Origin of the sequence: uncultured Caballeronia sp. (assembly GCF_964243625.1) — a bacterium.
GTDB lineage: Bacteria > Pseudomonadota > Gammaproteobacteria > Burkholderiales > Burkholderiaceae > Caballeronia.
The window spans coordinates 1-19299 of sequence record NZ_CAXTGZ010000046.1 but is presented as its reverse complement, the minus strand read 5'-3'; the positions used below and the strand labels follow the sequence as shown (position 1 = coordinate 19299).

Here is a 19299-nt window from a genome sequence, read left to right as displayed (position 1 = left end):
CAAGAGACGACGCTCAGGCCAAACACGTGCGTGTGGGCGGGGCGTATCTGTTTGGTCCCCACGTCAGCGGCTGGACGGTGAGTCTCGGCCTGACTTATTGAATGGTGGAGCGGGCGGACACCCATGTTTAGGCTGCACGAAGCTCTTCCCCTACTGACCAAAGTCCCCGCCTTCGATTTCCCGTACGCTGAACTTGCCAATTAAGACTGTATGGATGTACAGTGTTTCGTTCGCATTCTGATTCCACCGGAAACAATTGATATTGGGCGCGAACGCCAACATGCGATCAATACATCAACGAGGACAAGTGCTGTGAGCATCCTGGTCGGCACGGCGTCATGGACGGATCCCACGCTCATCAAGTGCAAGCGTTTTTATCCGCCGGGGTGTTCGAGCGCGGAAGCGCGCTTGCGCCATTACGCGTCCATTTTTCCGATCGTGGAAGTGGATTCGAGTTACTACGCCATGCCGAACGCGACAAATTCGGTGCTATGGGCTGAGCGAACGTCGCCGGAATTCGTTTTCAACATCAAGGCGTTCCGGTTGTTCACCGGTCATCAGACTGCGCGCGACATGTTTCCCCCCGACATGCAGTCGCACCTGCCGCAGAATGGCAAGACGAGCTTGTACTACAAGGATTTATCGGCGGAAATGCAGCAGGAATTGTGGTGCCGGTATTTCGAAGCCATCGAACCATTGCGTGCTTCGGGCAAGCTCGGCGCGGTGCACTTCCAGTTTGCGCCGTGGGTGATCTGCAATCCGCATGGCATCCGCCATGTCGAGCATTGTGCGGACGTCATGAGCGCCATGGACGGCTACACCATGGCGGTCGAATTCCGCAATCAGACATGGTTCGATGCAAAGCGCCGCGACTCCACGCTCGCCATGGAGCGCGAGCGCGGACTGGTGAACGTGGTGGTCGACGAACCGCAGGGATTCAGCAACAGCATTCCGGCCATCTGGGAAACAACACACCCGGGGCTCGCATTGATCCGTCTGCACGGGCGCAATCACGAGACGTGGAATATCAAGGGGGCGGTGGCGTCGTCGTCGAGATTCCACTACGAGTACAACGACGAAGAACTCGATCCCATCGCGAGCCAGATCATCGAGATCTCGAAAGCCGTGGATATGACCCACGTGATCTTCAACACCAATTACGAAGACCAGGGACAACGGAACGCGTTGAAGCTGATGGGGTTTCTCGACCACGCGTGACATTGAAAGCTTACTCGATGTGCACGCCGAAACCCGCCTGGCCCGGCGCCATATCGGCGCGTAATGTGAGTTCGGGAATGTCGTACGCCCCGGCGTTTTGCCGGCGATACGCAATCGGCTTGGCGGTCCAAAGGGCATCGAGACGTTGTCCGAGTGCATCGAGCGCTTTCGCGAATCGCGCCTCGTCCACTTTCCCCGTCCGATAAATCACGAAGGGCGGCAGCACATCGAAGCCCGGGTAATAGAGAATCCCATGCTGGATGGGGAACAGGAGGTCGTCTATCGGACCATTGATGCCGCGTGCGGCGTAATGGGATGCCCAGCCGCCCGTAGTCACCATGAGCATCGCCCGTTTTCCGGCCAGCGTGCCTTCGCCATAACGGTCGCCCCAGTGCTTGTCCGAGTGCTCGCCTACGCCGTACGCAAAGCCGTAAGCGTAGACGCGTTCCACCCAGCCTTTCAGGATTGCCGGCATGGAGAACCACCACAGCGGAAACTGCAGGATCACCGCATCCGCCCAGCGCAGCTTGTCCTGTTCCTCTGCGATGTCCCTGGTCTGGCGGCCGTTCTCGAATGCGAGCTTCGAGTCGAGCGCGGGGTCGAAACGTTCGGAGGCTTGCCCGTCCATGCTGTCCCTGGCGTCGAGCGATGCTTTCCACTTCATTGCATACAGGTCCGATACCTTCACTGCGTGACCTGCATTCTCCAAGCGTGTGACCGCGAAATCCATCAGCGAACCATTCAGTGACTTCGGTTCGGGATGTGCATAGACAATAAGAACGTTCATGGTTCGACCCTTCAGTGCTGAAAGAAGCAGCGTAGACCGTCGTCCGGTATAGTGGAAATGAATATCCAACATGCCAGGTATTGCCATGAATGATCTCAGGCGTCTCGATCTGAACCTCTTGCTGACGCTCGACGTCCTGCTTTCGGAGCACAACGTGACGCGCACAGCAGAGCGCCTGAACTTTTCGCAGCCGTCGGTGAGCGTTCATCTCGCGAAGTTGCGCGATGTGTTCGGCGATCCGTTGTTGTTGCCGGGACCGCGAGGCATGCGGCCCACGACAAGAGCCGACGAGTTGCGCGAACCGTTGCGGCAGGCACTCGAAGCGCTCGGGCGCGCGGTGGCGCCGGCGAGTCCTTTCAGTCCTGCCGAAGCAAGCAACACCTGGCGCGTGGCGGCTGCCGACTATGCCGAATCCACTGTGCTGTTACCCGCGATGGCCGGATTGCGGACGGCTGCGCCCGGCACACGGCTGGCAATCATGGAAATGTCACCGTCGCGGATTGCGCGGCAAGCGGAACGCGGGGAGATCGACCTCGCGTTTCATACCAGCGAAGGCGCGCCGGAAGGCCTGCACAGGCGGGTGCTTTTCACCGAGCGATACGTGCTGGCCGGACGTGCGGGTCATCCGCGTTTGAAGCGCCGGCCGACGCTCGCGCAATTTTGCGCGCTCGAGCATGTGATCGTATCGACGGATGGCGGCGGGTTTCGCGGTATCACGGACGAGGCGCTTGCCGACGCCGGCCTGACGCGCCGGGTCGTGCTTTCCGTACCGCATTTCTTGTTCATGATGCAGGTGCTGGCGAGCACGGACCTTGTCGCGATGATGCCGTCGCGGCTGGTCCGCAACGTCAGCACGCTGCGCGTGGTCGAAGCACCCGTCGATGTTCCCGGCTACGACCTGGCCATGCTCTGGCATGAGCGGTCGCACAGGGACGCCGCGCATCGATGGTTGAGGGAGTTCATTGTGGCGGGGGTGAACCGGTGATGGCCGGGGCCGACAAGCCGCGCTCATAGTCCACGGCTTCCCAAACCAGCCACGCTTCAAACGCCTCGAGTTGCGGCGACTTCGCTCCAACCTGCGAGCACGCGAGGTAATACGCCCCTGGCGTGGAAACCTGCAGATCAAACGGCGAGACCAGCCGTCCGCTACGCAAGTCATCTTCGATCAACGCGCGCACCGCAATCATCACGCCCAGGTCATCTATGGCGCCCTGATACGCGAGCGCCGCGTTATCGAAATCAATGTGCCCCTCGCTTTCCAGCTCCGTCATCCCGGCTTCGATCATCCAGCGCGACCAGTCCATCGGACGATTCCTCGATGAAAGCAACGTGTGATGCGCAAGATCCCCGGGGGTTCGCAACGCAGGTCCGCGTTCGAGCAAGGATGGACTGCACACCGGCATCAGCACTTCGCCCAGCAACCGGCGGTGACCCGCGCCCTCGGGAGGAAAAGGATGGGAATGCACGGAGACATCGATATCCTCGCGCCGGAAATTCGCGGGCTCGTGAGAGGTGACGACCTGAATATCGATCTTCGGATGCAGCGACTTGAATCGCGTGAGGCGCGGGACCAGCCAGCGCATGGCGAAGGTGGGCGGCAACTTCAGCCGCAAGACCGAACCGTCCGCGTCGTCACGCGCTTCTCGCGTCGCGTAGTCGATCTGGTCGAACACGCTGCTCAGCGCACGGATATAGGTTTCGCCCTTACGGGTAAGTTCTATGCCCCGATGCGTGCGCAAGAAAAGCTTCACCCCGAGCCAGTCCTCCAGCAGCGACACATGGCGGCTGATCGCGCCTTGTGTCACGAGAAGTTCCTTCGCCGCGCCGGTGAAACTCAGGTAGCGCCCGGAGGCTTCGAAAGCGCGCAATGCATTGAGAGGAGGAAGTTTTCGTCGCATATTTCGCATGAGATTTTCTCATGCCGCCCATGATATATCGATCGTTGCACGGGAGACAGAACTGCCTATCATCGTCTCAACAGCGCAGGAAACAACGCTGACAAAGACGGAGACAACGCAGTGAACCAAACTTCCCCGGCACCAAAAACGTTATTCGACAAGATCTGGAGCCAGCATCACGTCCTCGAGCGTGAAGACGGCCAGAGCCTGCTTTACGTCGACAGTCATTTCCTGCAGGACGGATCGGCGCCCGCGTTCGAAATGCTGCGCCAGCGCGGCCTGAAAGCGCACGCGCCACAACGCGGATTCGCCACCCCCGATCATTATGTGCCCACCGGCAGCCGCGATCTTGCGAGCATAACCGACCCCGAGAAGCGCGCAATGGCCAACGCCCTGCGCGACGACACCAAAAGCCTCGGCATCACCTTCTTCGGCCTCGATGACGTGCGCCAGGGGATCGTCCATGTCGTCGCCCCCGAACAGGGCCTGAGCCGCCCCGGCATGCTGATCGTGTGCGGCGACAGTCATACGTCCACGCATGGCGCAGTCGGCGCACTGGCGTTCGGCATTGGCGCGACGGAGGTGGCGCATGTGCTCGCAACGCAGACCTTGTGGCAGCGCAAACCGAAGGCGCTGCGCATTGCGCTCGAGGGCACGCTGCCTGCGGGCGTGGGCGCGAAGGACGTGATTCTCGCGATCATCGCAAGGATCGGCGCGGGCGGCGCGACCGGCCATGTGATCGAATATGCGGGGCCGGTCATTGAAAGTTTGTCGATGGAAGGCCGCTTCACCATCTGCAACATGTCGATAGAAGCAGGCGGCCGCGCCGGCATGATGGCCCCCGACGACACCACGTTCCACTATCTCGCAGGCAAGCCGTTTGCGCCGCAAGGCGCGCGCTGGGACGAGGAGGTGGCGCGCTGGCGCGGGCTTGCATCGGACGCAGGGGCGTCGTACGACAAGGAGATCACGCTCGATGTCAGCACCTTGCAACCCATGGTCACCTGGGGCAACAGCCCCGAAGACGCGCTGCCCATAGATGCCCGCGTGCCCGATCCCGCAAACGCGCCTAGTGCCGAGAAGCGTGCCGCGATGCAGCGCACCATGGATTACATGGGCCTTACTCCCGGTATGACGCTCGATGGCCTGACCATCGACCGCGCATTTATAGGCTCGTGTACGAATGGCCGCATCGAGGATCTGCAGGCGGCTGCCGCCGTGGTCAAGGGACGCAAGGTCGCGAAATCGGTCGAAGCCTGGGTGGTGCCGGGCTCGGGCCTCGTCAAGCAGGAAGCGGAAGCGCTGGGTCTCGACCGGATCTTCAAGGACGCTGGTTTCCAGTGGCGCGAAGCCGGCTGCTCGATGTGCCTCGGCACCAATGGCGACACCGTTGCGCCGGGGCAGCGCAGCGCCTCGACCACCAATCGCAATTTCGTCGGCCGGCAAGGTCCCGGTTCGCGCACTCACCTGATGAGCCCTGTGATGGTCGCCGCCGCCGCGTTGAGCGGGCGTCTGACCGACGTGCGGCCCATGCTTGCCGGGGAAATCTGATGGAAGCCTTCGATTATCTCGATGCGGTCGCACTGCCGGTTGCGCGCCCGAACTGCGACACCGATCAGATCGTGCCTGCACGATACCTGCAGAAACCGCGCTCGGACAATTTTGGCAATTACCTTTTCCGCGACCTTCGATACCACGCGGACGGTTCTGAAAAAGCCGGCTTCCTGCTCAATCTGCCCGCTTATCAGCCGGCGAGGATCGTGGTCGCGAAGGAGAACTTCGCGTGCGGCTCGTCGCGCGAGCACGCGGTCTGGGCGCTGTACGACTACGGCGTGCGCGCGGTGATTGCGCCTAGCGTGGGGGACATCTTTGCGTCGAACGCATCGAAGAACGGACTGTTGATCGTGCTGCTGGCCGCTGATGTCGTCGACGAAATGATCGGCAAGATCGAGGCGAGCCCTGGCCTGCATGTAAGCGTCGATCTCGATGCGCAAACCGTGTCCACGCCGGACGGTGTATCGCATACATTCAGTATCGATGCCTATCAGAAGCGTTGCCTGAAGGAAGGTCTCGACGAACTCGGCTACACCCTCACTCAACTCGACCGGATCGAGGCATTCGAGCGCAGCTACGCGTACTGAGTGCCGCCGCGATATTCAATCACGTTCATGTAAAGGACCGGAAATGAAAGTTGCTGTACTGGCGGGCGATGGGATCGGCAAGGAAGTCACGGCGGAGGCGCTCAAGGTGCTGCAGGCGGTCGTGCCAAAAAGCGCGGCGCTTGAAATCAGCCATGCGCCCATAGGCGGCGCGGGCGTGGAAGCAGCGGGCGATCCGCTGCCGGCGGCGACGCTCGACATCGCGCGCAAGTCCGACGCGATCCTGTTCGGCGCCGCAGGCGAACCGGGCGACGAGAAGATTCCCTTCGACATGCGCCCGGGCGCGAGCCTTTTGCGTCTGCGAAAGGCGCTGGGTCTCTTTGCCAACTTTCGCCCCGCGTTTCTCTTCCCGGAACTCGCCGATGCCTCGAGCCTCAAGCGCGAGATTGTCGATGGCCTCGACATCCTGATCCTGCGCGAACTGACCGGCGACCTCTACTTTGGCGAACCGCGGGGCGTAACAATAGAAAACGGCGAACGGGTCGGCGTCAACACCATGCGATATACCGAATCCGAAGTGCGGCGAATCGGACATGCGGCCTTTCGTGCGGCGCGAACGCGTAACCGCAAAGTCTGCTCCGTCGACAAGGCCAATGTGCTCGAAACCATGCAGCTCTGGCGCGAGGTCATGACGGAAGTCGGCCGGGAATATCCCGACGTGGAACTGACACACACCTTCGTGGATGCAGCCGCGATGATGCTGATGCGCAACCCGCGTCAGTTCGACGTGATCGTGACGGGCAACGTCTTCGGCGACATTCTCTCGGACGCGGCCGCCATGCTGACGGGTTCCATCGGCATGTTGCCTTCGGCTTCGCTTGCAAGCGGGCGGCTTGGTTTGTACGAACCGGTACACGGCACGGCGCCTGACATTGCGGGGATGGACATCGCGAATCCGCTGGCTGCGATCCTCTCGGTCGAGATGATGATGCGTCTTTCGTTCGACCTGCCCGAAGCGGGCGACCGCATTCGCCGCGCTGTGAGTTCGGTTCTTGCCGATGGCTACCGTACCGCGGACATCCATCAGCCGGGCACGAAGAGAGTCGGCACGCGAGAGATGGGCGAAGCAGTACTGGCCGCGCTGGGCCGATGAACACGTAGCACACCGGCGCAGCCATGCCGGCGCCGCCTCAAAAAAATAGATCATGGCGGCAAAATGCACGCCATGTGGAGACGAAGATGACAGATATCTATGCCGATACGACGATCGCCGTCGCGGACACGTACGCCGGCCAGGTGGCGGCGCGGCTCGACCGGCTGCCATTTACGCGCACCCTCTGGCGGCTGGTGTTCCTGATCTCGCTTGGCGGCGTCTTCGAGCTGTACGACCTCTTCATGACAGCCTACATTGCGCCGGGGCTCGTCAGGAGCGGCATGTTCAGCAGCGGCTCGGTGGGTTTTTTCGGCATCAACGGTATCGGCTTCTTTGTCTTTTGCACGTTTGCCGGCATGTGGCTTGGCTGCATGGTCTTCGGGTCGATTGCAGACCGGCTTGGACGCCGCTCGATGTTCACCTTCTCGCTCATCTGGTATTCGCTCGCGACCGCTGTGATGGCGTGCCAGACGCATGCCGCGGGCGTCGATATCTGCCGTTTTGTCGCGGCGATCGGCGTCGGGCTGGAACAGGTGACGATCGATACGTTCCTGACCGAGCTCGTGCCGCCACAGGGACGCGGCAAGGCCTTTGCGTTCTACCAGTTCATCGAGTTCCTGATCGTGCCGGTGGTGGCGCTGCTCGGCTGGCTGCTGGTGCCGATCAGTCCGTTTGGTATCGATGGATGGCGCTGGGTTGCGGCGATCGCTTCGGTCGGCGCCATTGCCGCTTGGTGGCTGCGGCTCGGGCTGCCCGAAAGCCCGCGCTGGCTGTCGCTGCATGGGCATGAGGGCGAGGCCGAACGCATCATGCGTGACCTGGAGACGAAGATTGCGCGCGAAGCCGGCATGGCGAAGCTGCCGCCCGCACAGCGCTCGGAGCCCGTCGTTGGCGACGGAAAATTCTCCGAACTGTTCAAGCCGCCTTATGGCAAACGCACGCTCGTCCTGTCTGTTTTCAACCTGACGCAGACCATTGCGTTCTACGGCTTTGGCGCGTGGGTGCCCACGTTGCTGATATCGAAGGGCATTCACGTCACCGCGAGCCTTCAGTACGCATTCATCATTGCGCTTGCCAATCCGGTGGGTCCGTTGCTCGGCATCTGGATCGCGGACAAGATGGAGCGCAAGTGGCAGATCGTCAGCGCGGGCGTGGGGATCGGCATCTTCATGATGTTCTTTGCGAAGCAGACCGATCCGCTCTGGATCATCGTGTTCGGCGTGCTGGTGACGCTCTTCAACAACTGGATCTCGTTTGTCTTCCATGGTTTCCAGGCGGAGCAATATCCCACTCGCATACGTGCCCGGGCGATCGGCTTCGTCTATTCATGGAGCCGCGTCAGCGCCGCGCTCGCAGGTTTGCTGATCGGCTTTTTCCTGCGCGAGGGCGGCACGATGGGCGTGGCGTTGTTTATCGGCGCGGCGATGCTCGTGATGATCACGGCGGTCGGCGTGTTTGGTCCGCGGACGCTCAACCGCAGCCTGGAGGAACTCTCGCAGTGAAACGGCTGCGCTTTACCCTTCAACCGTTTCCTTATGCCGGTCCTTGAGGCAGTACTCAATGAGACCGTCGATGGTTGCCGCGACGTTATTGTGAATGGCGGGGCCGTGCATGGGGAAGATCCATTCAATGTCGTATTTCTTGATCTTCTTCAACGCAGCATGCAAGTATTCGATGGACGGAAGGTATCCGGAGTTTTCTATCGACGCCACGATCTCCTGCACGGGGTCGCCCGGGCGTTCTTCCACGGGTCCGTACCGCATGAAGACGTCGGATGAGAAAAGCGCCTTGAGCCGAGGAACGTAGATGATCAGCGCGTCCCACTGGTGAACGTGCTTCGCGAAAATCGGAACGAGCACTTCACCGCCGATGGTGATCGGGACTTCGTCCTTCAAAGGTTTTGTCTTGACGGAGAAAATATCCGCAAGCGCATGCGAGCAGATCGGATGAGCGTACGCAACCAGATTCTTGTTGAGTGAGATGAAGTCGGGCAGGGCGCCCATTTCATCGGCTTCGAAGTGAGGAACAATGACGCTGTTGACCGTTGCGACATCTATGCCGGCAGACAGCAAGTTCGACTTCATCAGCGGGAAGTCGCCTCGCATTCCGGTCTCGATACAGAGGGTATCGCCAGTCGGAGACTTCAGGAAAAACTGCGAGAAACCCAGGTCGAGCTTCTCGATGAAGATATTGTTTCTGTAGACATGGTCCGCAAAAACATCAACTTTCGACGACTTCATTTATGCGCCTCCATTGCAGTCTCGAATTGGCGAAGGGCGATGCTTCCGCGCCTTCCGAATTTTTCCAGGTATGCGCGCACGTAGTTTTCATCGTCGTACAGGAACGCAATATCCGTTGGCACCATGTTGCGGATGGCAATCAATGGAACCGGCGCTTGCAGCGGGCGAAATTCCTTGTTCCAAAGCCCAGGTTCCGCGCATTCCTGAAAGAACTGACCAATCATCAGGTGCCGTTCAACAAACGCCGGCTTCAGTTGCTTCTGGACATATTCTACTGCGCTTACGATGTCGTCGACTCCGGACGGCACGATGATCCGGCAACGGTAGACGTCCTGCGTCGAGCCGGCTTGCAGGAATTCCTCCATGTGCAATTCCAGGTCCGCCAGGAGACCCGGAACGCTGCTGGAACGATTTCTGTAGAACTCGACCGACCTTTTCAGCATCGCAGTCTTTGCAAACGGACATACGTCCCCGAGCCTTCCGAGCTCGGTGTTAGGGGCGCAAAGAAAATGTTCGATCCAGCCGAGAATCCTGGAGAAGCCTTCGTCGGTTGAGGCTTCTTCAAGAGACAGACGTTCTGAATCTGACAGGCCTGTTGCCATGGTCCAACCTCATCGATGCTGAATTCGGATCACCAGATAGACGCGCGATTTATCAGGATTTAGTTTTGCGATCGCCACGGTGTTTATGCCTGTCTCAAGGGCTCGTGTTTCATTCGTCACTTACGATGCCGGCATTTCCCTGATCAACCGGCCCCAGTCATAGTCGAGATCGTCGGGCGTAAAACGCGAGACGCCAGCGCCCGGCGTGAACGTCAGTTCGCCGAAGAATATTTCGTTGTCCGGCGCATAAAGGTCCACGCGCACATAACCGAGCCCTTCTGACAAGACCGAGGCGATCCTGACGATCTCGTCCCAGTTCGGCAACGGCGGAGCGGGGACCGCGCTGCGCGGGTATCCGCCCAGCTCGAAGTCGAGCCGGTTCCAGCGCGCGTCGTAGAAGTCGTGTCTTGGACTGCCGAAGCGGTCGGAGACCACGCCCGTATAGATGAACGGCTCGCCTTGCTTGCGGCCGAAGATATTCATTTTCAAATCGGCGGGGACCATGCCGCTCTTGTCGAGCAACAACTTCTCGAAGTAGAGCCGGGGCTTGATCGGCCGATAATGCCGCTCGCGTGACGCTTGATAAAAATCGGTCGCCAGCCATTCATCCGCGAGACGGCTAAGTTGCTCGAACGACACCGTGGACTTGTCCCGGACCACCTTCACGAATCCGCATCCGTGATTCGCTTTCATGACGAACGAAGCGGGAAGCGAGTCGAATACTTCCCGCGTGAAAACATCGGGCACTGCAATGAGGGGAATCAAATGCTTTTCGCCCACCTTGCTTGCCACGTAGTCACGAACGGCAAGCTTGTCGGTCAGCGTGGTCCACACCGGTCTGGGATGAAGGCAACGATCAAGAACGATTTCATTGAAGGTCGTGGGATTTCGCAGATTGGGAAAACGCCCGACTCTCTTGCGATGCGAGATCATGACGAACACATAATCGGGAAGAAAGCGCTTTACCCCTCGAACCAGGCGATTACGGATGGCGCCGCGCTTTTTCTCCGTGGGGGCCTCTGCCGGAAAATGTGTTGCATGCGCCAGCTCGTCGGGGGTGCTCATCGGCATAATCTCCTCGCTTACTACTTAAAATCAAATTGCGGGTAGTCGGGCACAAGCGGAGGCGACAACCGAAAGATGTGTCGTCCGGAAATCTGGTAAATGCTGCGGTGAGTTTTTACGCGCGCGCCTTCAAACCGGCTTTATGCTGCAATGAAGCATAGGCGATCGACCGGCCCTGTAGACTGGCGTGGCCGAAAGTCTGGAACTCTTGGCGCATTTGGAAAACCGGGTTTTTGTTGCAGCGCATTTTTTGCCGATCCTGCAGCCTCTATGTGCTGCTGGATGAGCCTGATTGGTGTTGCTTGCCGGTTGCTGCTTGTTTTCCGCGGTCAGACGATTACTAAATGCTTACGTCCCTTTGCGTTCAGCAATCCCGCACGAAAGGTTTTTTGTTCGACACGAAATGCGGAAGACGGGGTGCGGCCGCCTCACACCTTGGACTGCGTCATCCCGACGTGCCGTGCCGCTGCAGCGTAACCAATCCGGTCCGCCGGTCCGACCGGATGCGTCGCGAGCGCACGATTCAGATGAAGCCGCAGAACATCGTCTTGTCCGGACTTCATGACAGCATCAATGAACAGTTGCTCGAAGACATCGCGCTGGGCATGACTGCCGCCAAGCCGCTGCATTTGGCTGAGCGCAGGAAGCATCGCGTCGACACTTGCTGCGTATTCCTGCCGCCCGTGAAGCAACACGGCCTCACTCACCGGCAAGGCTGCTTTCCTGAGAATCTGCCGGCGTTCGCCACGCTGCACTGAATCCGCGTCGCGAATCCCTTGAAGCAAACGCTCGGCCGCCTCCCATCGCTCTGCACCGGCCAGCGCCATCATCCAGTGCGGAAGCGTCAGGGCCGCAAGCGTGTCGCCAATGCGGGCCTCGGCCAGATCCGCGAGTTCATCCCATCGGTTGCCTGCGTTTATGCCGTGGAGCTGCAGCCGGAACAGCATCGAGGTTGCGTTCAGCACATCGTTATACAAATCTGGAGCGGCTTGCAGCAACGGTGAGGAGAGGTCGCGAAAACGCTGGTCGTAGAGATCCAGGACCTGATCGAACTCGCGCCGTTCAAGATGAAACATCGCACGATGCCACCACAGGTGATGCTTGAAGTTGTTCGCGGTTACCCAGTGCGGTTCGAGCTGGTTCAGGAACGCGATGCCTTCGTCACGCCGTCCCTGCATCTCCATGACGTGAGTCAGCGCGTGTGTTGCCCAAAGATTGCCCGGGTCCGACTCGATTGCCGACCAGCCGGCTTTTTCGGCGGCATTGTATTGACCGCATTCCTCGTGGGCAAACGCATTGCAAGCCAGCACGGTTGTATAGCCCGGAAGCTGATCGCTCCAGTACGGCATGACCTTGGTGATTTCATGCAGCATGCGTTTCGGAAGCCCATACCAGAACGCGGTGTTGTGGTGAACGCGCAAGGCGAGCAGGTCGCGCGGGTGAGCGGCCAGAATCTCTTCCCAGACCGAGAGCGCGCGATCGAGGTCACCGTCGATCCAGTGCGCCAGTGCCGCAACGTGCGAGCGCTCGCGATGGGTCGCGTGAACGGCGTACCGTTGTGCTTGTGCAAGCGCCTGCCGGGCGGTCCCGAGATGTGAAGCGTTGAGCGGCATCATCGCGAAGTAGCCCGTCAGCACGTGGGCCATCACGAACCCGGGGTCTTGCGCGAGCAGCTTGGCAAGACGCGCACCGAGGTCGGCCTTGTAGTACAGGTATCCATCGATGGCGAAACGGTATGCATCGCCCGCTTCATCACCGGTGGTTGTAGAGATCACGAGCCCTTGCGCGTCGTATGTCATGCAGTTTCCTTGAGCGCCGACATCCTTATCGTACAGGAGCGGCCACAGCGGCTCGCCCATCAAGTGCAGTCATGCCGGCATATCGCGAATCTCGGGGAACGAACGGGTGAAGGGGCTAGCCGGGGGCTGACCGCGAGATTACTTCGATACATTCTTTCTTTCCAGAATACTTCTGCGATATCTGCGTGTAGGTGCCGTTCGTTCTGATATTGGCGAGTGCTTTGTCGATGGCGGCCAGAAGCTGCGGAATACTCTTCGGGATGACGACGCCGGAGTACTCACTGTCGGCCGAATTGCTGATCGCGGCGATCTCGACCTTCGCGTTCCGACATCGGCGAGGAGCAGGTACTGCAAAAGTTTTATGGCAGCGCCTCCTTGAAAGCTTGGTTATTGGCTGTTTTTTGTTTGTCGATCTTTTCGCGATATGTCTTGCGATACCCGCTAAAACGCTCGACGCGACTGTATCAAGGAGCAGTTGTTCCACAAAGCACATCCATGCCGAACGTAATGTGCAAATCGTGTAAAGCAACTGCGCCGTTGGCCGCAAGAGGTTCTCGTGCGGGTCGGTTGCATCGCCAATGGTCATACCACGGTTGTCTGAAAGTGACTGGATGTTGGCGCATCCACGCGCCAGCCGAGCGCGTAGTCAATGGATTAGGTTGCTCGTGGCAGGGCACCGGCGCACGGCGGCCGGATCAACATCGCCTCTGTCAGCCTTTCCTGGGACCGTACATTGCTGCGGTCCGGCGGACGCGGATGTTCGCGCTTTACAGGGCATACATCATGGTCACTCATCCAAAGAGGCTGGTCTTCGCAGGTGTTTTTGTCGTCGCGCTTGCGGTTACTTCATACCTGCCAAGATTCGTCCAGAACGCGCTTCATCACGATCACTCCATAAGCGACGGCTACGACGACTCCGGGTCCGCGGGCGGCATGCCTGACGGAGCGCCGGCGTCCGGAGCGGTCTCGAAGGAAGTGCGCCCCGATCCTTCGCCGGCGCGCATTCTTCAGGCGGTTCGCGACAGCCTGCAGCGCAACGATCTTCAATCGGCTGAAGTGCTGCTTCGCGCTGCGCGTGCGCTCGATATCAACAACCGGCAGGCGCTCGCGCTTCAGCACGAACTCGATGCACGCATGACGCAGAGCGCGTCGCCGTCGACAGCTGTCAAGGGTGCGGTAACGCCGCTGCGAGCGGATTCGCTCCCGGTCAAAAGAACCAGCCGCACGGCTACGCGGACCCCGGACAAACGCGAGCGTGCAGCGATTCACACGCGCAAAGCGAGCAACACTCATGAAGAGCTGAACACATCCAGGATCACACCTGTCGAGACCGCAGCTCCAATCACCGAGGCGGCCGAGAAACCAAAGTCCATGGTCGAGTCAGTGCCCGAAGCCGCACATGCGCCGGCACCTGTGATTGTGCCCCCGCCAGTTGTTCAGCCTACCGCGCAACCCGTTGCACGACCCGCGCCCGCGCCGATGGTGGAATCGTCACCGGGGCCGAAGAGTCGCGAGGAGGTCCGGGCGGAGCTGTACCGTGCCCGCACCGATGGCAGCCTTCCGCGCTTTGGCAATCCGGATCCGGCGGGTCCGGGCGTTGCGACGATTTCGAAGCCGCTTGCGGCGACGCCGGACCGCTAAAGCCACGATCAGTTCGTGCATCGATCGACCGGGAAAACGCAAGGAAATCTAACCTTCAAACCCGTTGATTTCCTGTCGTTACACAAAGCACGAGCCCAATGGGCCGGCAATCGGGCCTCGTGTGCTTCATGTGGTGAGCAAAGCGCCGAAGCGCATGGGGTAGCGATGGCACGCAGATTTCAGTAATGATGCTACGAACGGCGATTTTTGACATATTTCTCATTCCAACGTTAATTGGAGCCTACTTTCATGAGTTCCTCATCGAATGCATCGAACGAATGCATCGAACGAAGGCATCGAATTTTCCCAGCCTCGTGCTTCAGAAAGGAAAGAGTATCGAACTAAGCGTTTAGGTCGGCAAAGGTAATCGTTTGCGCCTTGCATGCTTGCGTGAAAGCCGCGTCATAACTCGAAAAAAACACCACACGGCGTTCCGCCAGTATCCCGAAGAGCTCAACCAGAACGCCGCGAGCGTTGGGGTCCAGCCCGGCGACGGGTTCATCCGCGATCACAACCTTTGCATCGCCGATAACCGCCGCGGTCAAGAAGACCTTCTTGCGCGTGCCGAACGACATTTGCTCGAAGCGTTTCCCCAGATGCGGCGTCAGCCCGAACCGCTCTGCAAGGTCGAGCACGTCACGCCCGACTGACGCCTTCCGCTCCAGCGCCACCTGCTCCAAGTAGGCGCGTCCGGTTTGCAATGAATCAGGCAGGCAGTCATCGGGAATGAAGGCCAGCGCGGATTTTGCTTCGGCCGGAGCATCTCGATGCAAATGTCCGTCGATCCACACATCGCCGCAATCTGCGGGAATCGTCCCGGCGAGCATGCCGAGCAGGGTGGTTTTGCCGCTGCCGCTATCATCGTTCAGTGCGATGCATCCCGGGCCGGCGCGATAGCTCAGCCCTTCGAAAATGACGCGGTCAGCATAGCGTTTGCCGAGGTTCTCAAATCTGAGCATGAGTAGATGTCTGGATATTGCGATAAGTTATGGATGCCACATCAGGAATGCCCACGCGCGGTGAATCCTGCTGATATTGCATAGTATCGGTCTGAGGCCGATCCTGAGTGCCGCGTCGGTGAGTATCTGTCAGTAACGTAATCCGTGTGTTCCGGCCGGAACGTGAGCAAATGGAGTTGAATCTTGACCAAGGTTTTGAGCCTCGATAGCCCCGATTTCCTGCAGGGAGGGGGTGAAGTCGGGGAGTTGATGCGGTCGTACCGGTGGGAAGATACGCCACATGGCACGCCGCAAACGTGGCCGCAAGCCCTGCGGCTAACCGTTGGCATGTGCATCAACTCGCCGCTTCTGAGCACGGTGCTGTGGGGACCGCAGTTGTGCATGTTCTACAACGATGCTTATTCGGCGTCGCTTGCCGACCGCCATCCGGCGGCGCTGGGAAAGCCTGTCGCCGAGGTATGGGATGCCGCGTGGGATGTCGTCGCGCCGGATTTCCACCAGGCAATGAAGGACGGCACGGGATTCGAAAACAGCAAGGTCCAGCTCCGGTTCGTGCGCAACGGAGTACTGGAAACGACCTACTGGGACTTCAGCGCCACGCCAATCCGCGATGAATCCGGCGCGATCGTCGGGCTGTACAACGTCGGCATTGAAACCACGGCGCAGGTGAGGCTGACCGAAACACTCGAGCAGCGGATGCTCGAACGCACGGCCGAGCGCGACCGGCTGTGGGAATTGACGGACGACCTGCTGGTCAGCGCGGACTACGAGGGCCGCATTCATCGTGCGAGCAATGCCTGGAGCCGCCTGCTCGGGTACACGGAAGAAGAGCTGAGGTCGCGCCCGTACTCCGGGTTCATGCATCCCGATGACGTTGGCGCGACCATGGACGCGGTGCTGGAGATGCGCGCGAGCGGTCGCCCGGTGCACTTTCAAAACCGGCTGATTGCATCGGATGGAACGCCGCGATGGATCGCGTGGAAGCTCGCGCCCGAGCCGAACAACGAACGCATGATCGGCACAGGCCGCGACGTCACCGAGGAACGAGAGCGCGAGATCGCGCTGCGCGATTCCATGGACTTTGCGCGCCTGGCGTTATCGGCGGTGAGCGGGGTCGGCGCGTGGACGTACGAAGTGGCGAGCGACCAGTTTTTCTGCGACGAGGCCATCTCCGAAGTCTATGGAATCGATGCAATCCAGGCAGCGAAAGGCATCAGGCGCGAGCTGTTCCTGGCCAACGTGCATCCGGACGATCTCAAGGCGCTCGGCGCCACCATGTCGGGCGGCTTGCTGCGCTCGGGCGACCTGGAACTCGAATACCGGATCAACCATCCCGATGGGTCGGTGCGCTCGGTGCTCTCCCGCGGCCACACGTACTTCGATCTGGAAGGCGTGCCGGTGCGGCGAACGGGCATTGGTATCGATATGACGCAACAGCGCCTGCTTGAACAGCAGCTTCGCCAGAGCCAGAAAATGGAAGCGGTCGGCCAGTTGACTGGCGGCCTCGCGCATGACTTCAACAACATGCTGCAGGGCATCCTGGGCCCGCTGGAACTCATCCAGCGGCTCGTGTCCATGCGGCGCACCGACGGGCTCGAGCGTTATTGTTCGATGGCGATGTCATCGGCGCAAAAAGCCGCGGCATTGACGCATCGCCTGCTTGCGTTTTCACGGCGCCAGCCGCTCGATCCCATACCGGTCGATGCCAACGAACTGGTGGCATCGCTTGCAGACTTGTTGCGGCGTACTACCGGCGAGATGGTGGACATCGTGCTCAAGCTGGACGGTACGCCGTGCAAGACCGTTTGCGATGCCAACCAGCTTGAAAGCGCGCTGCTGAATCTCTCGATCAACGCGCGCGACGCCATGCCCAACGGCGGCACGCTGACCATTTCCACGTCGCACGAAAGCATCGACGAACCCCACGCGGCGCAGCGCGAGTTGAAGCCGGGCCGTTTCATTTGTATCGCCGTGACCGATTCGGGCGAGGGCATGCCGCCCGATGTCGTCCGGCAAGCCTTCGAGCCGTTTTTCACGACGAAGCCGCTCGGGCAGGGGACGGGGCTGGGTTTGTCGATGGTGTATGGCTTTGCCGGGCAATCCGGCGGCTTTGCGTCCATTTCGAGCCAGCTCGGGCAAGGCACGACGATCCGTCTGTACCTCCCGGAAACCGATCGCAAGGACAGCCCGGATCACGCGCCGGTCACGCTCGCGCAGCTTCATGAAAGCTCCGGCGAGACCATCCTGGTCGTGGAGGACGAGAGCGACGTTCGGAGGTTGCTCGTCGAGGTGTTTTCGGACGCGGGTTATACGGTGCTGCAGGCTGCCGATGGTCCGTCGGGGCTCGAGATCCTGAGGTCTCCGGTGCGCATCGATCTGCTGGTATCGGACGTAGGTTTGCCACGCATCAATGGCCGTCAGATGGCCGATGCCGCGAAGCTGTTGCGTCCTCACTTGCGGATTCTTTTCATGACGGGCTATGCGGAAATGGCGGTCGCGCCGGGCGGTTTTCTCGGCGAAGGCATGCAGATGATCACCAAGCCGTTCAGCATCGAGGCGATCGTGAACAGAGTGCAGGGGTTGCTCGGGGCGTGAGAAGCAGTGGCGCCTATGCAGTCCCCGGCGCCACCGATGCACCGGCAATTCCGTGCCGCTTCAATGCATCGGCGACAAACCCCGACGTCTTCATCTCTTCCACGAACGCCGCCAGGAATTTCGCGGCGTCCTCGCCACGGCTTTTCGGCGTGCCCATTGCCTGCTGTATCACCATGAAGCGTTCATCGAGCAAACGCAGGCCGGAAGTCTTCGCGGCATCGGCTTCGAGTTGTTGCTTGACGCCGGCCGCTACCTCGAGTTGCTGATCCATGAACGTCTGCACCACCGCGGGCGACGACGGCGCGCGCACAATCTGCGCAGCCTTCAGTTCGCGCGTGAGGAACAGGTCGTACGCGCTGCCTTTGCCAACCACCACGCGGTTCGCCGCCTCATCGACATCGGCATTCGCGCGAATCGGCGAAGCGTCTCGCACGAGATAAAACCCTTCGATCAACACATAGGGCGCCGTGAACGCGATGCTCGCGCCACGCACCGGATCGATTGCGAAGAAGCCGAAGTCGGCGCGTTCATCGGCGACGGCTTCGACGGATTTGCCGGCGGTATCGAAGACGATCAGCTCGACCTCCAAGCCCAGCCGCTTGCCGAATTCGCGGGCGAGATCCACCGATACCCCGATCGGTTTTCCTGTCGATGGATCCGCGTTGGCGAGGATCGGATTGCCCAGATTGATGGATGCACGCAGGCGGCCGGTCGGGGTGAAGGCGTCAGTTGTCATGGGAAAAGGCTCGAGAATGTTGCCAATAGGGAGACACGCAGTAATCGATTGTCAGCGCTATGCTACCGGTTCCGTTCACCCGTTGAACTGTTTAACCGAGGACCCCGTCATGAAACAGACACCAGGATCAATGATCAGCTTTAAGCGCCCCGATGGGCAGGAGATACAGGGTTATCTGGCAAAGCCGCAAAAGCTCGAAGGCGCGCCCGCGATTGTCGTGATCCAGGAATGGTGGGGCTTGAACGACCAGATTCGCGGTGTCGCCGACCGGTACGCGCAGGCCGGGTATATCGCGCTGGTGCCTGATCTGTTTCGCGGCAAGACCACCGTCGAAGAGGCGGAGGCGAACCATCTGCTGACCGAACTCGATTTTGGCGATGCCGCTGGCCAGGACATTCGTGGCGCGGTGCAATACCTGAAGACGCAGTCCGAGCGCGTCGCTGTTACAGGTTATTGCATGGGCGGCGCGTTGACGCTGCTCGCGCTAAGCAATATTCCGGAGGTATC

At 60.1% G+C, this 19299-nt stretch carries 18 protein-coding genes; 9 read left to right on the top strand and 9 right to left on the bottom strand.

Annotated features, from left to right (window positions below; all coding sequences use genetic code 11):
- Positions 1-312: 312 nt before the first annotated feature.
- Entirely contained in the window at positions 313-1218 is a 906-nt protein-coding gene (locus ACFFAR_RS05205) for a DUF72 domain-containing protein (protein ID WP_174364006.1), read from the top strand.
- A gap of 10 nt (positions 1219-1228) precedes the next feature.
- On the opposite strand, the gene ACFFAR_RS05200 is transcribed toward ACFFAR_RS05205, so the two are convergent.
- Complete coding sequence (locus tag ACFFAR_RS05200) at positions 1229-2005, bottom strand: NAD(P)H-dependent oxidoreductase (RefSeq protein ID WP_174364005.1); 777 nt, start codon at positions 2003-2005, stop codon at positions 1229-1231.
- 85 nt (positions 2006-2090) lie between these two features.
- On the opposite strand from ACFFAR_RS05200, the gene ACFFAR_RS05195 reads away from it, so the two are divergent.
- Positions 2091-2990 (top strand): LysR substrate-binding domain-containing protein, encoded by a 900-nt coding sequence (locus ACFFAR_RS05195; protein ID WP_174364004.1) that lies wholly within the window; start codon positions 2091-2093, stop codon positions 2988-2990.
- Here the strand turns inward: ACFFAR_RS05195 and gcvA are convergent.
- Complete coding sequence (gene gcvA, locus ACFFAR_RS05190) at positions 2965-3912, bottom strand: transcriptional regulator GcvA (protein ID WP_174364003.1); 948 nt, start codon at positions 3910-3912, stop codon at positions 2965-2967. The genes ACFFAR_RS05195 and gcvA overlap by 26 nt on opposite strands.
- Before the next feature lie 111 nt (positions 3913-4023).
- Here gcvA and leuC point away from each other — a divergent pair, with 111 nt between their 5' ends.
- From leuC to ACFFAR_RS05170, 4 genes are all read left to right on the top strand, one after another.
- On the top strand, positions 4024-5454 hold the full coding sequence (leuC, locus tag ACFFAR_RS05185; protein ID WP_174364002.1) for a 3-isopropylmalate dehydratase large subunit: 1431 nt from the start codon (positions 4024-4026) through the stop codon (positions 5452-5454).
- Positions 5454-6044, top strand: coding sequence for a 3-isopropylmalate dehydratase small subunit (leuD, locus tag ACFFAR_RS05180; protein ID WP_375507595.1), 591 nt, complete (start codon positions 5454-5456; stop codon positions 6042-6044). Before leuC ends, leuD begins: the two co-directional genes overlap by 1 nt.
- A 43-nt stretch (positions 6045-6087) precedes the next feature.
- Complete coding sequence (leuB, locus tag ACFFAR_RS05175) at positions 6088-7155, top strand: 3-isopropylmalate dehydrogenase (protein ID WP_375507594.1); 1068 nt, start codon at positions 6088-6090, stop codon at positions 7153-7155.
- 86 nt (positions 7156-7241) lie between these two features.
- On the top strand, positions 7242-8657 hold the full coding sequence (locus tag ACFFAR_RS05170; RefSeq protein ID WP_062002310.1) for an MFS transporter: 1416 nt from the start codon (positions 7242-7244) through the stop codon (positions 8655-8657).
- 12 nt (positions 8658-8669) lie between these two features.
- Here the strand turns inward: ACFFAR_RS05170 and ACFFAR_RS05165 are convergent, their stop codons facing one another.
- The 5 genes from ACFFAR_RS05165 to ACFFAR_RS05145 all read right to left on the bottom strand — a co-directional run bounded on the left by ACFFAR_RS05165 (position 8670) and on the right by ACFFAR_RS05145 (position 13447).
- Positions 8670-9395, bottom strand: coding sequence for an MBL fold metallo-hydrolase (locus tag ACFFAR_RS05165; RefSeq protein ID WP_174362871.1), 726 nt, complete (start codon positions 9393-9395; stop codon positions 8670-8672).
- Positions 9392-9997 (bottom strand): DUF6875 domain-containing protein, encoded by a 606-nt coding sequence (locus tag ACFFAR_RS05160; protein WP_174362872.1) that lies wholly within the window; start codon positions 9995-9997, stop codon positions 9392-9394. Before ACFFAR_RS05160 ends, ACFFAR_RS05165 begins: the two co-directional genes overlap by 4 nt.
- 120 nt (positions 9998-10117) lie before the next feature.
- Entirely contained in the window at positions 10118-11062 is a 945-nt protein-coding gene (locus ACFFAR_RS05155) for an ATP-grasp fold amidoligase family protein (protein ID WP_174362873.1), read from the bottom strand.
- A 428-nt stretch (positions 11063-11490) separates the two neighbouring features.
- Positions 11491-12861, bottom strand: a complete 1371-nt coding sequence (locus ACFFAR_RS05150) for a tetratricopeptide repeat protein (protein ID WP_174362874.1) — start codon at positions 12859-12861, stop codon at positions 11491-11493.
- 115 nt (positions 12862-12976) lie between these two features.
- Positions 12977-13447, bottom strand: a complete 471-nt coding sequence (locus tag ACFFAR_RS05145; RefSeq protein ID WP_375507593.1) for a transporter substrate-binding domain-containing protein — start codon at positions 13445-13447, stop codon at positions 12977-12979.
- Between the two features lie 197 nt (positions 13448-13644).
- On the opposite strand from ACFFAR_RS05145, the gene ACFFAR_RS05140 reads away from it, so the two are divergent.
- Positions 13645-14502, top strand: coding sequence for a DUF4148 domain-containing protein (locus tag ACFFAR_RS05140; protein ID WP_174362875.1), 858 nt, complete (start codon positions 13645-13647; stop codon positions 14500-14502).
- A 341-nt stretch (positions 14503-14843) separates the two neighbouring features.
- On the opposite strand, the gene ACFFAR_RS05135 is transcribed toward ACFFAR_RS05140, so the two are convergent.
- Complete coding sequence (locus ACFFAR_RS05135; RefSeq protein ID WP_375507592.1) at positions 14844-15461, bottom strand: ATP-binding cassette domain-containing protein; 618 nt, start codon at positions 15459-15461, stop codon at positions 14844-14846.
- Positions 15462-15644: 183 nt separating this feature from the next.
- Here ACFFAR_RS05135 and ACFFAR_RS05130 point away from each other — a divergent pair, with 183 nt between their 5' ends.
- Positions 15645-18056 carry a PAS domain-containing protein gene (locus ACFFAR_RS05130; RefSeq protein ID WP_174362877.1) on the top strand — a complete coding sequence of 804 codons (2412 nt, stop codon included), beginning with the start codon at positions 15645-15647 and terminating at the stop codon, positions 18054-18056.
- A gap of 13 nt (positions 18057-18069) precedes the next feature.
- On the opposite strand, the gene ACFFAR_RS05125 is transcribed toward ACFFAR_RS05130, so the two are convergent.
- Positions 18070-18792 carry a transporter substrate-binding domain-containing protein gene (locus ACFFAR_RS05125; protein ID WP_174362878.1) on the bottom strand — a complete coding sequence of 241 codons (723 nt, stop codon included), beginning with the start codon at positions 18790-18792 and terminating at the stop codon, positions 18070-18072.
- A gap of 109 nt (positions 18793-18901) precedes the next feature.
- On the opposite strand from ACFFAR_RS05125, the gene ACFFAR_RS05120 reads away from it, so the two are divergent.
- Positions 18902-19299: dienelactone hydrolase family protein (locus ACFFAR_RS05120; protein WP_375507591.1), on the top strand; the 398-nt coding region annotated here is incomplete at its 3' end.

What these genes read in the sequence shown, in the direction of transcription:
- ACFFAR_RS05140 (WP_174362875.1), top strand. Translation starts at nt 13,645, where the DNA reads ATGGTCACTCATCCAAAGAGGCTGGTCTTCGCAGGTGTTTTTGTCGTC.
- ACFFAR_RS05150 (WP_174362874.1), bottom strand. Translation starts at nt 12,861, where the DNA reads ATGACATACGACGCGCAAGGGCTCGTGATCTCTACAACCACCGGTGAT.
- ACFFAR_RS05160 (WP_174362872.1), bottom strand. Translation starts at nt 9,997, where the DNA reads ATGGCAACAGGCCTGTCAGATTCAGAACGTCTGTCTCTTGAAGAAGCC.
- leuB (WP_375507594.1), top strand. Translation starts at nt 6,088, where the DNA reads ATGAAAGTTGCTGTACTGGCGGGCGATGGGATCGGCAAGGAAGTCACG.
- ACFFAR_RS05145 (WP_375507593.1), bottom strand. Translation starts at nt 13,447, where the DNA reads ATGACCATTGGCGATGCAACCGACCCGCACGAGAACCTCTTGCGGCCA.
- ACFFAR_RS05195 (WP_174364004.1), top strand. Translation starts at nt 2,091, where the DNA reads ATGAATGATCTCAGGCGTCTCGATCTGAACCTCTTGCTGACGCTCGAC.
- ACFFAR_RS05155 (WP_174362873.1), bottom strand. Translation starts at nt 11,062, where the DNA reads ATGAGCACCCCCGACGAGCTGGCGCATGCAACACATTTTCCGGCAGAG.
- gcvA (WP_174364003.1), bottom strand. Translation starts at nt 3,912, where the DNA reads ATGCGAAATATGCGACGAAAACTTCCTCCTCTCAATGCATTGCGCGCT.
- ACFFAR_RS05200 (WP_174364005.1), bottom strand. Translation starts at nt 2,005, where the DNA reads ATGAACGTTCTTATTGTCTATGCACATCCCGAACCGAAGTCACTGAAT.
- ACFFAR_RS05165 (WP_174362871.1), bottom strand. Translation starts at nt 9,395, where the DNA reads ATGAAGTCGTCGAAAGTTGATGTTTTTGCGGACCATGTCTACAGAAAC.
- leuD (WP_375507595.1), top strand. Translation starts at nt 5,454, where the DNA reads ATGGAAGCCTTCGATTATCTCGATGCGGTCGCACTGCCGGTTGCGCGC.
- ACFFAR_RS05125 (WP_174362878.1), bottom strand. Translation starts at nt 18,792, where the DNA reads ATGACAACTGACGCCTTCACCCCGACCGGCCGCCTGCGTGCATCCATC.
- ACFFAR_RS05135 (WP_375507592.1), bottom strand. Translation starts at nt 15,461, where the DNA reads ATGCTCAGATTTGAGAACCTCGGCAAACGCTATGCTGACCGCGTCATT.
- ACFFAR_RS05170 (WP_062002310.1), top strand. Translation starts at nt 7,242, where the DNA reads ATGACAGATATCTATGCCGATACGACGATCGCCGTCGCGGACACGTAC.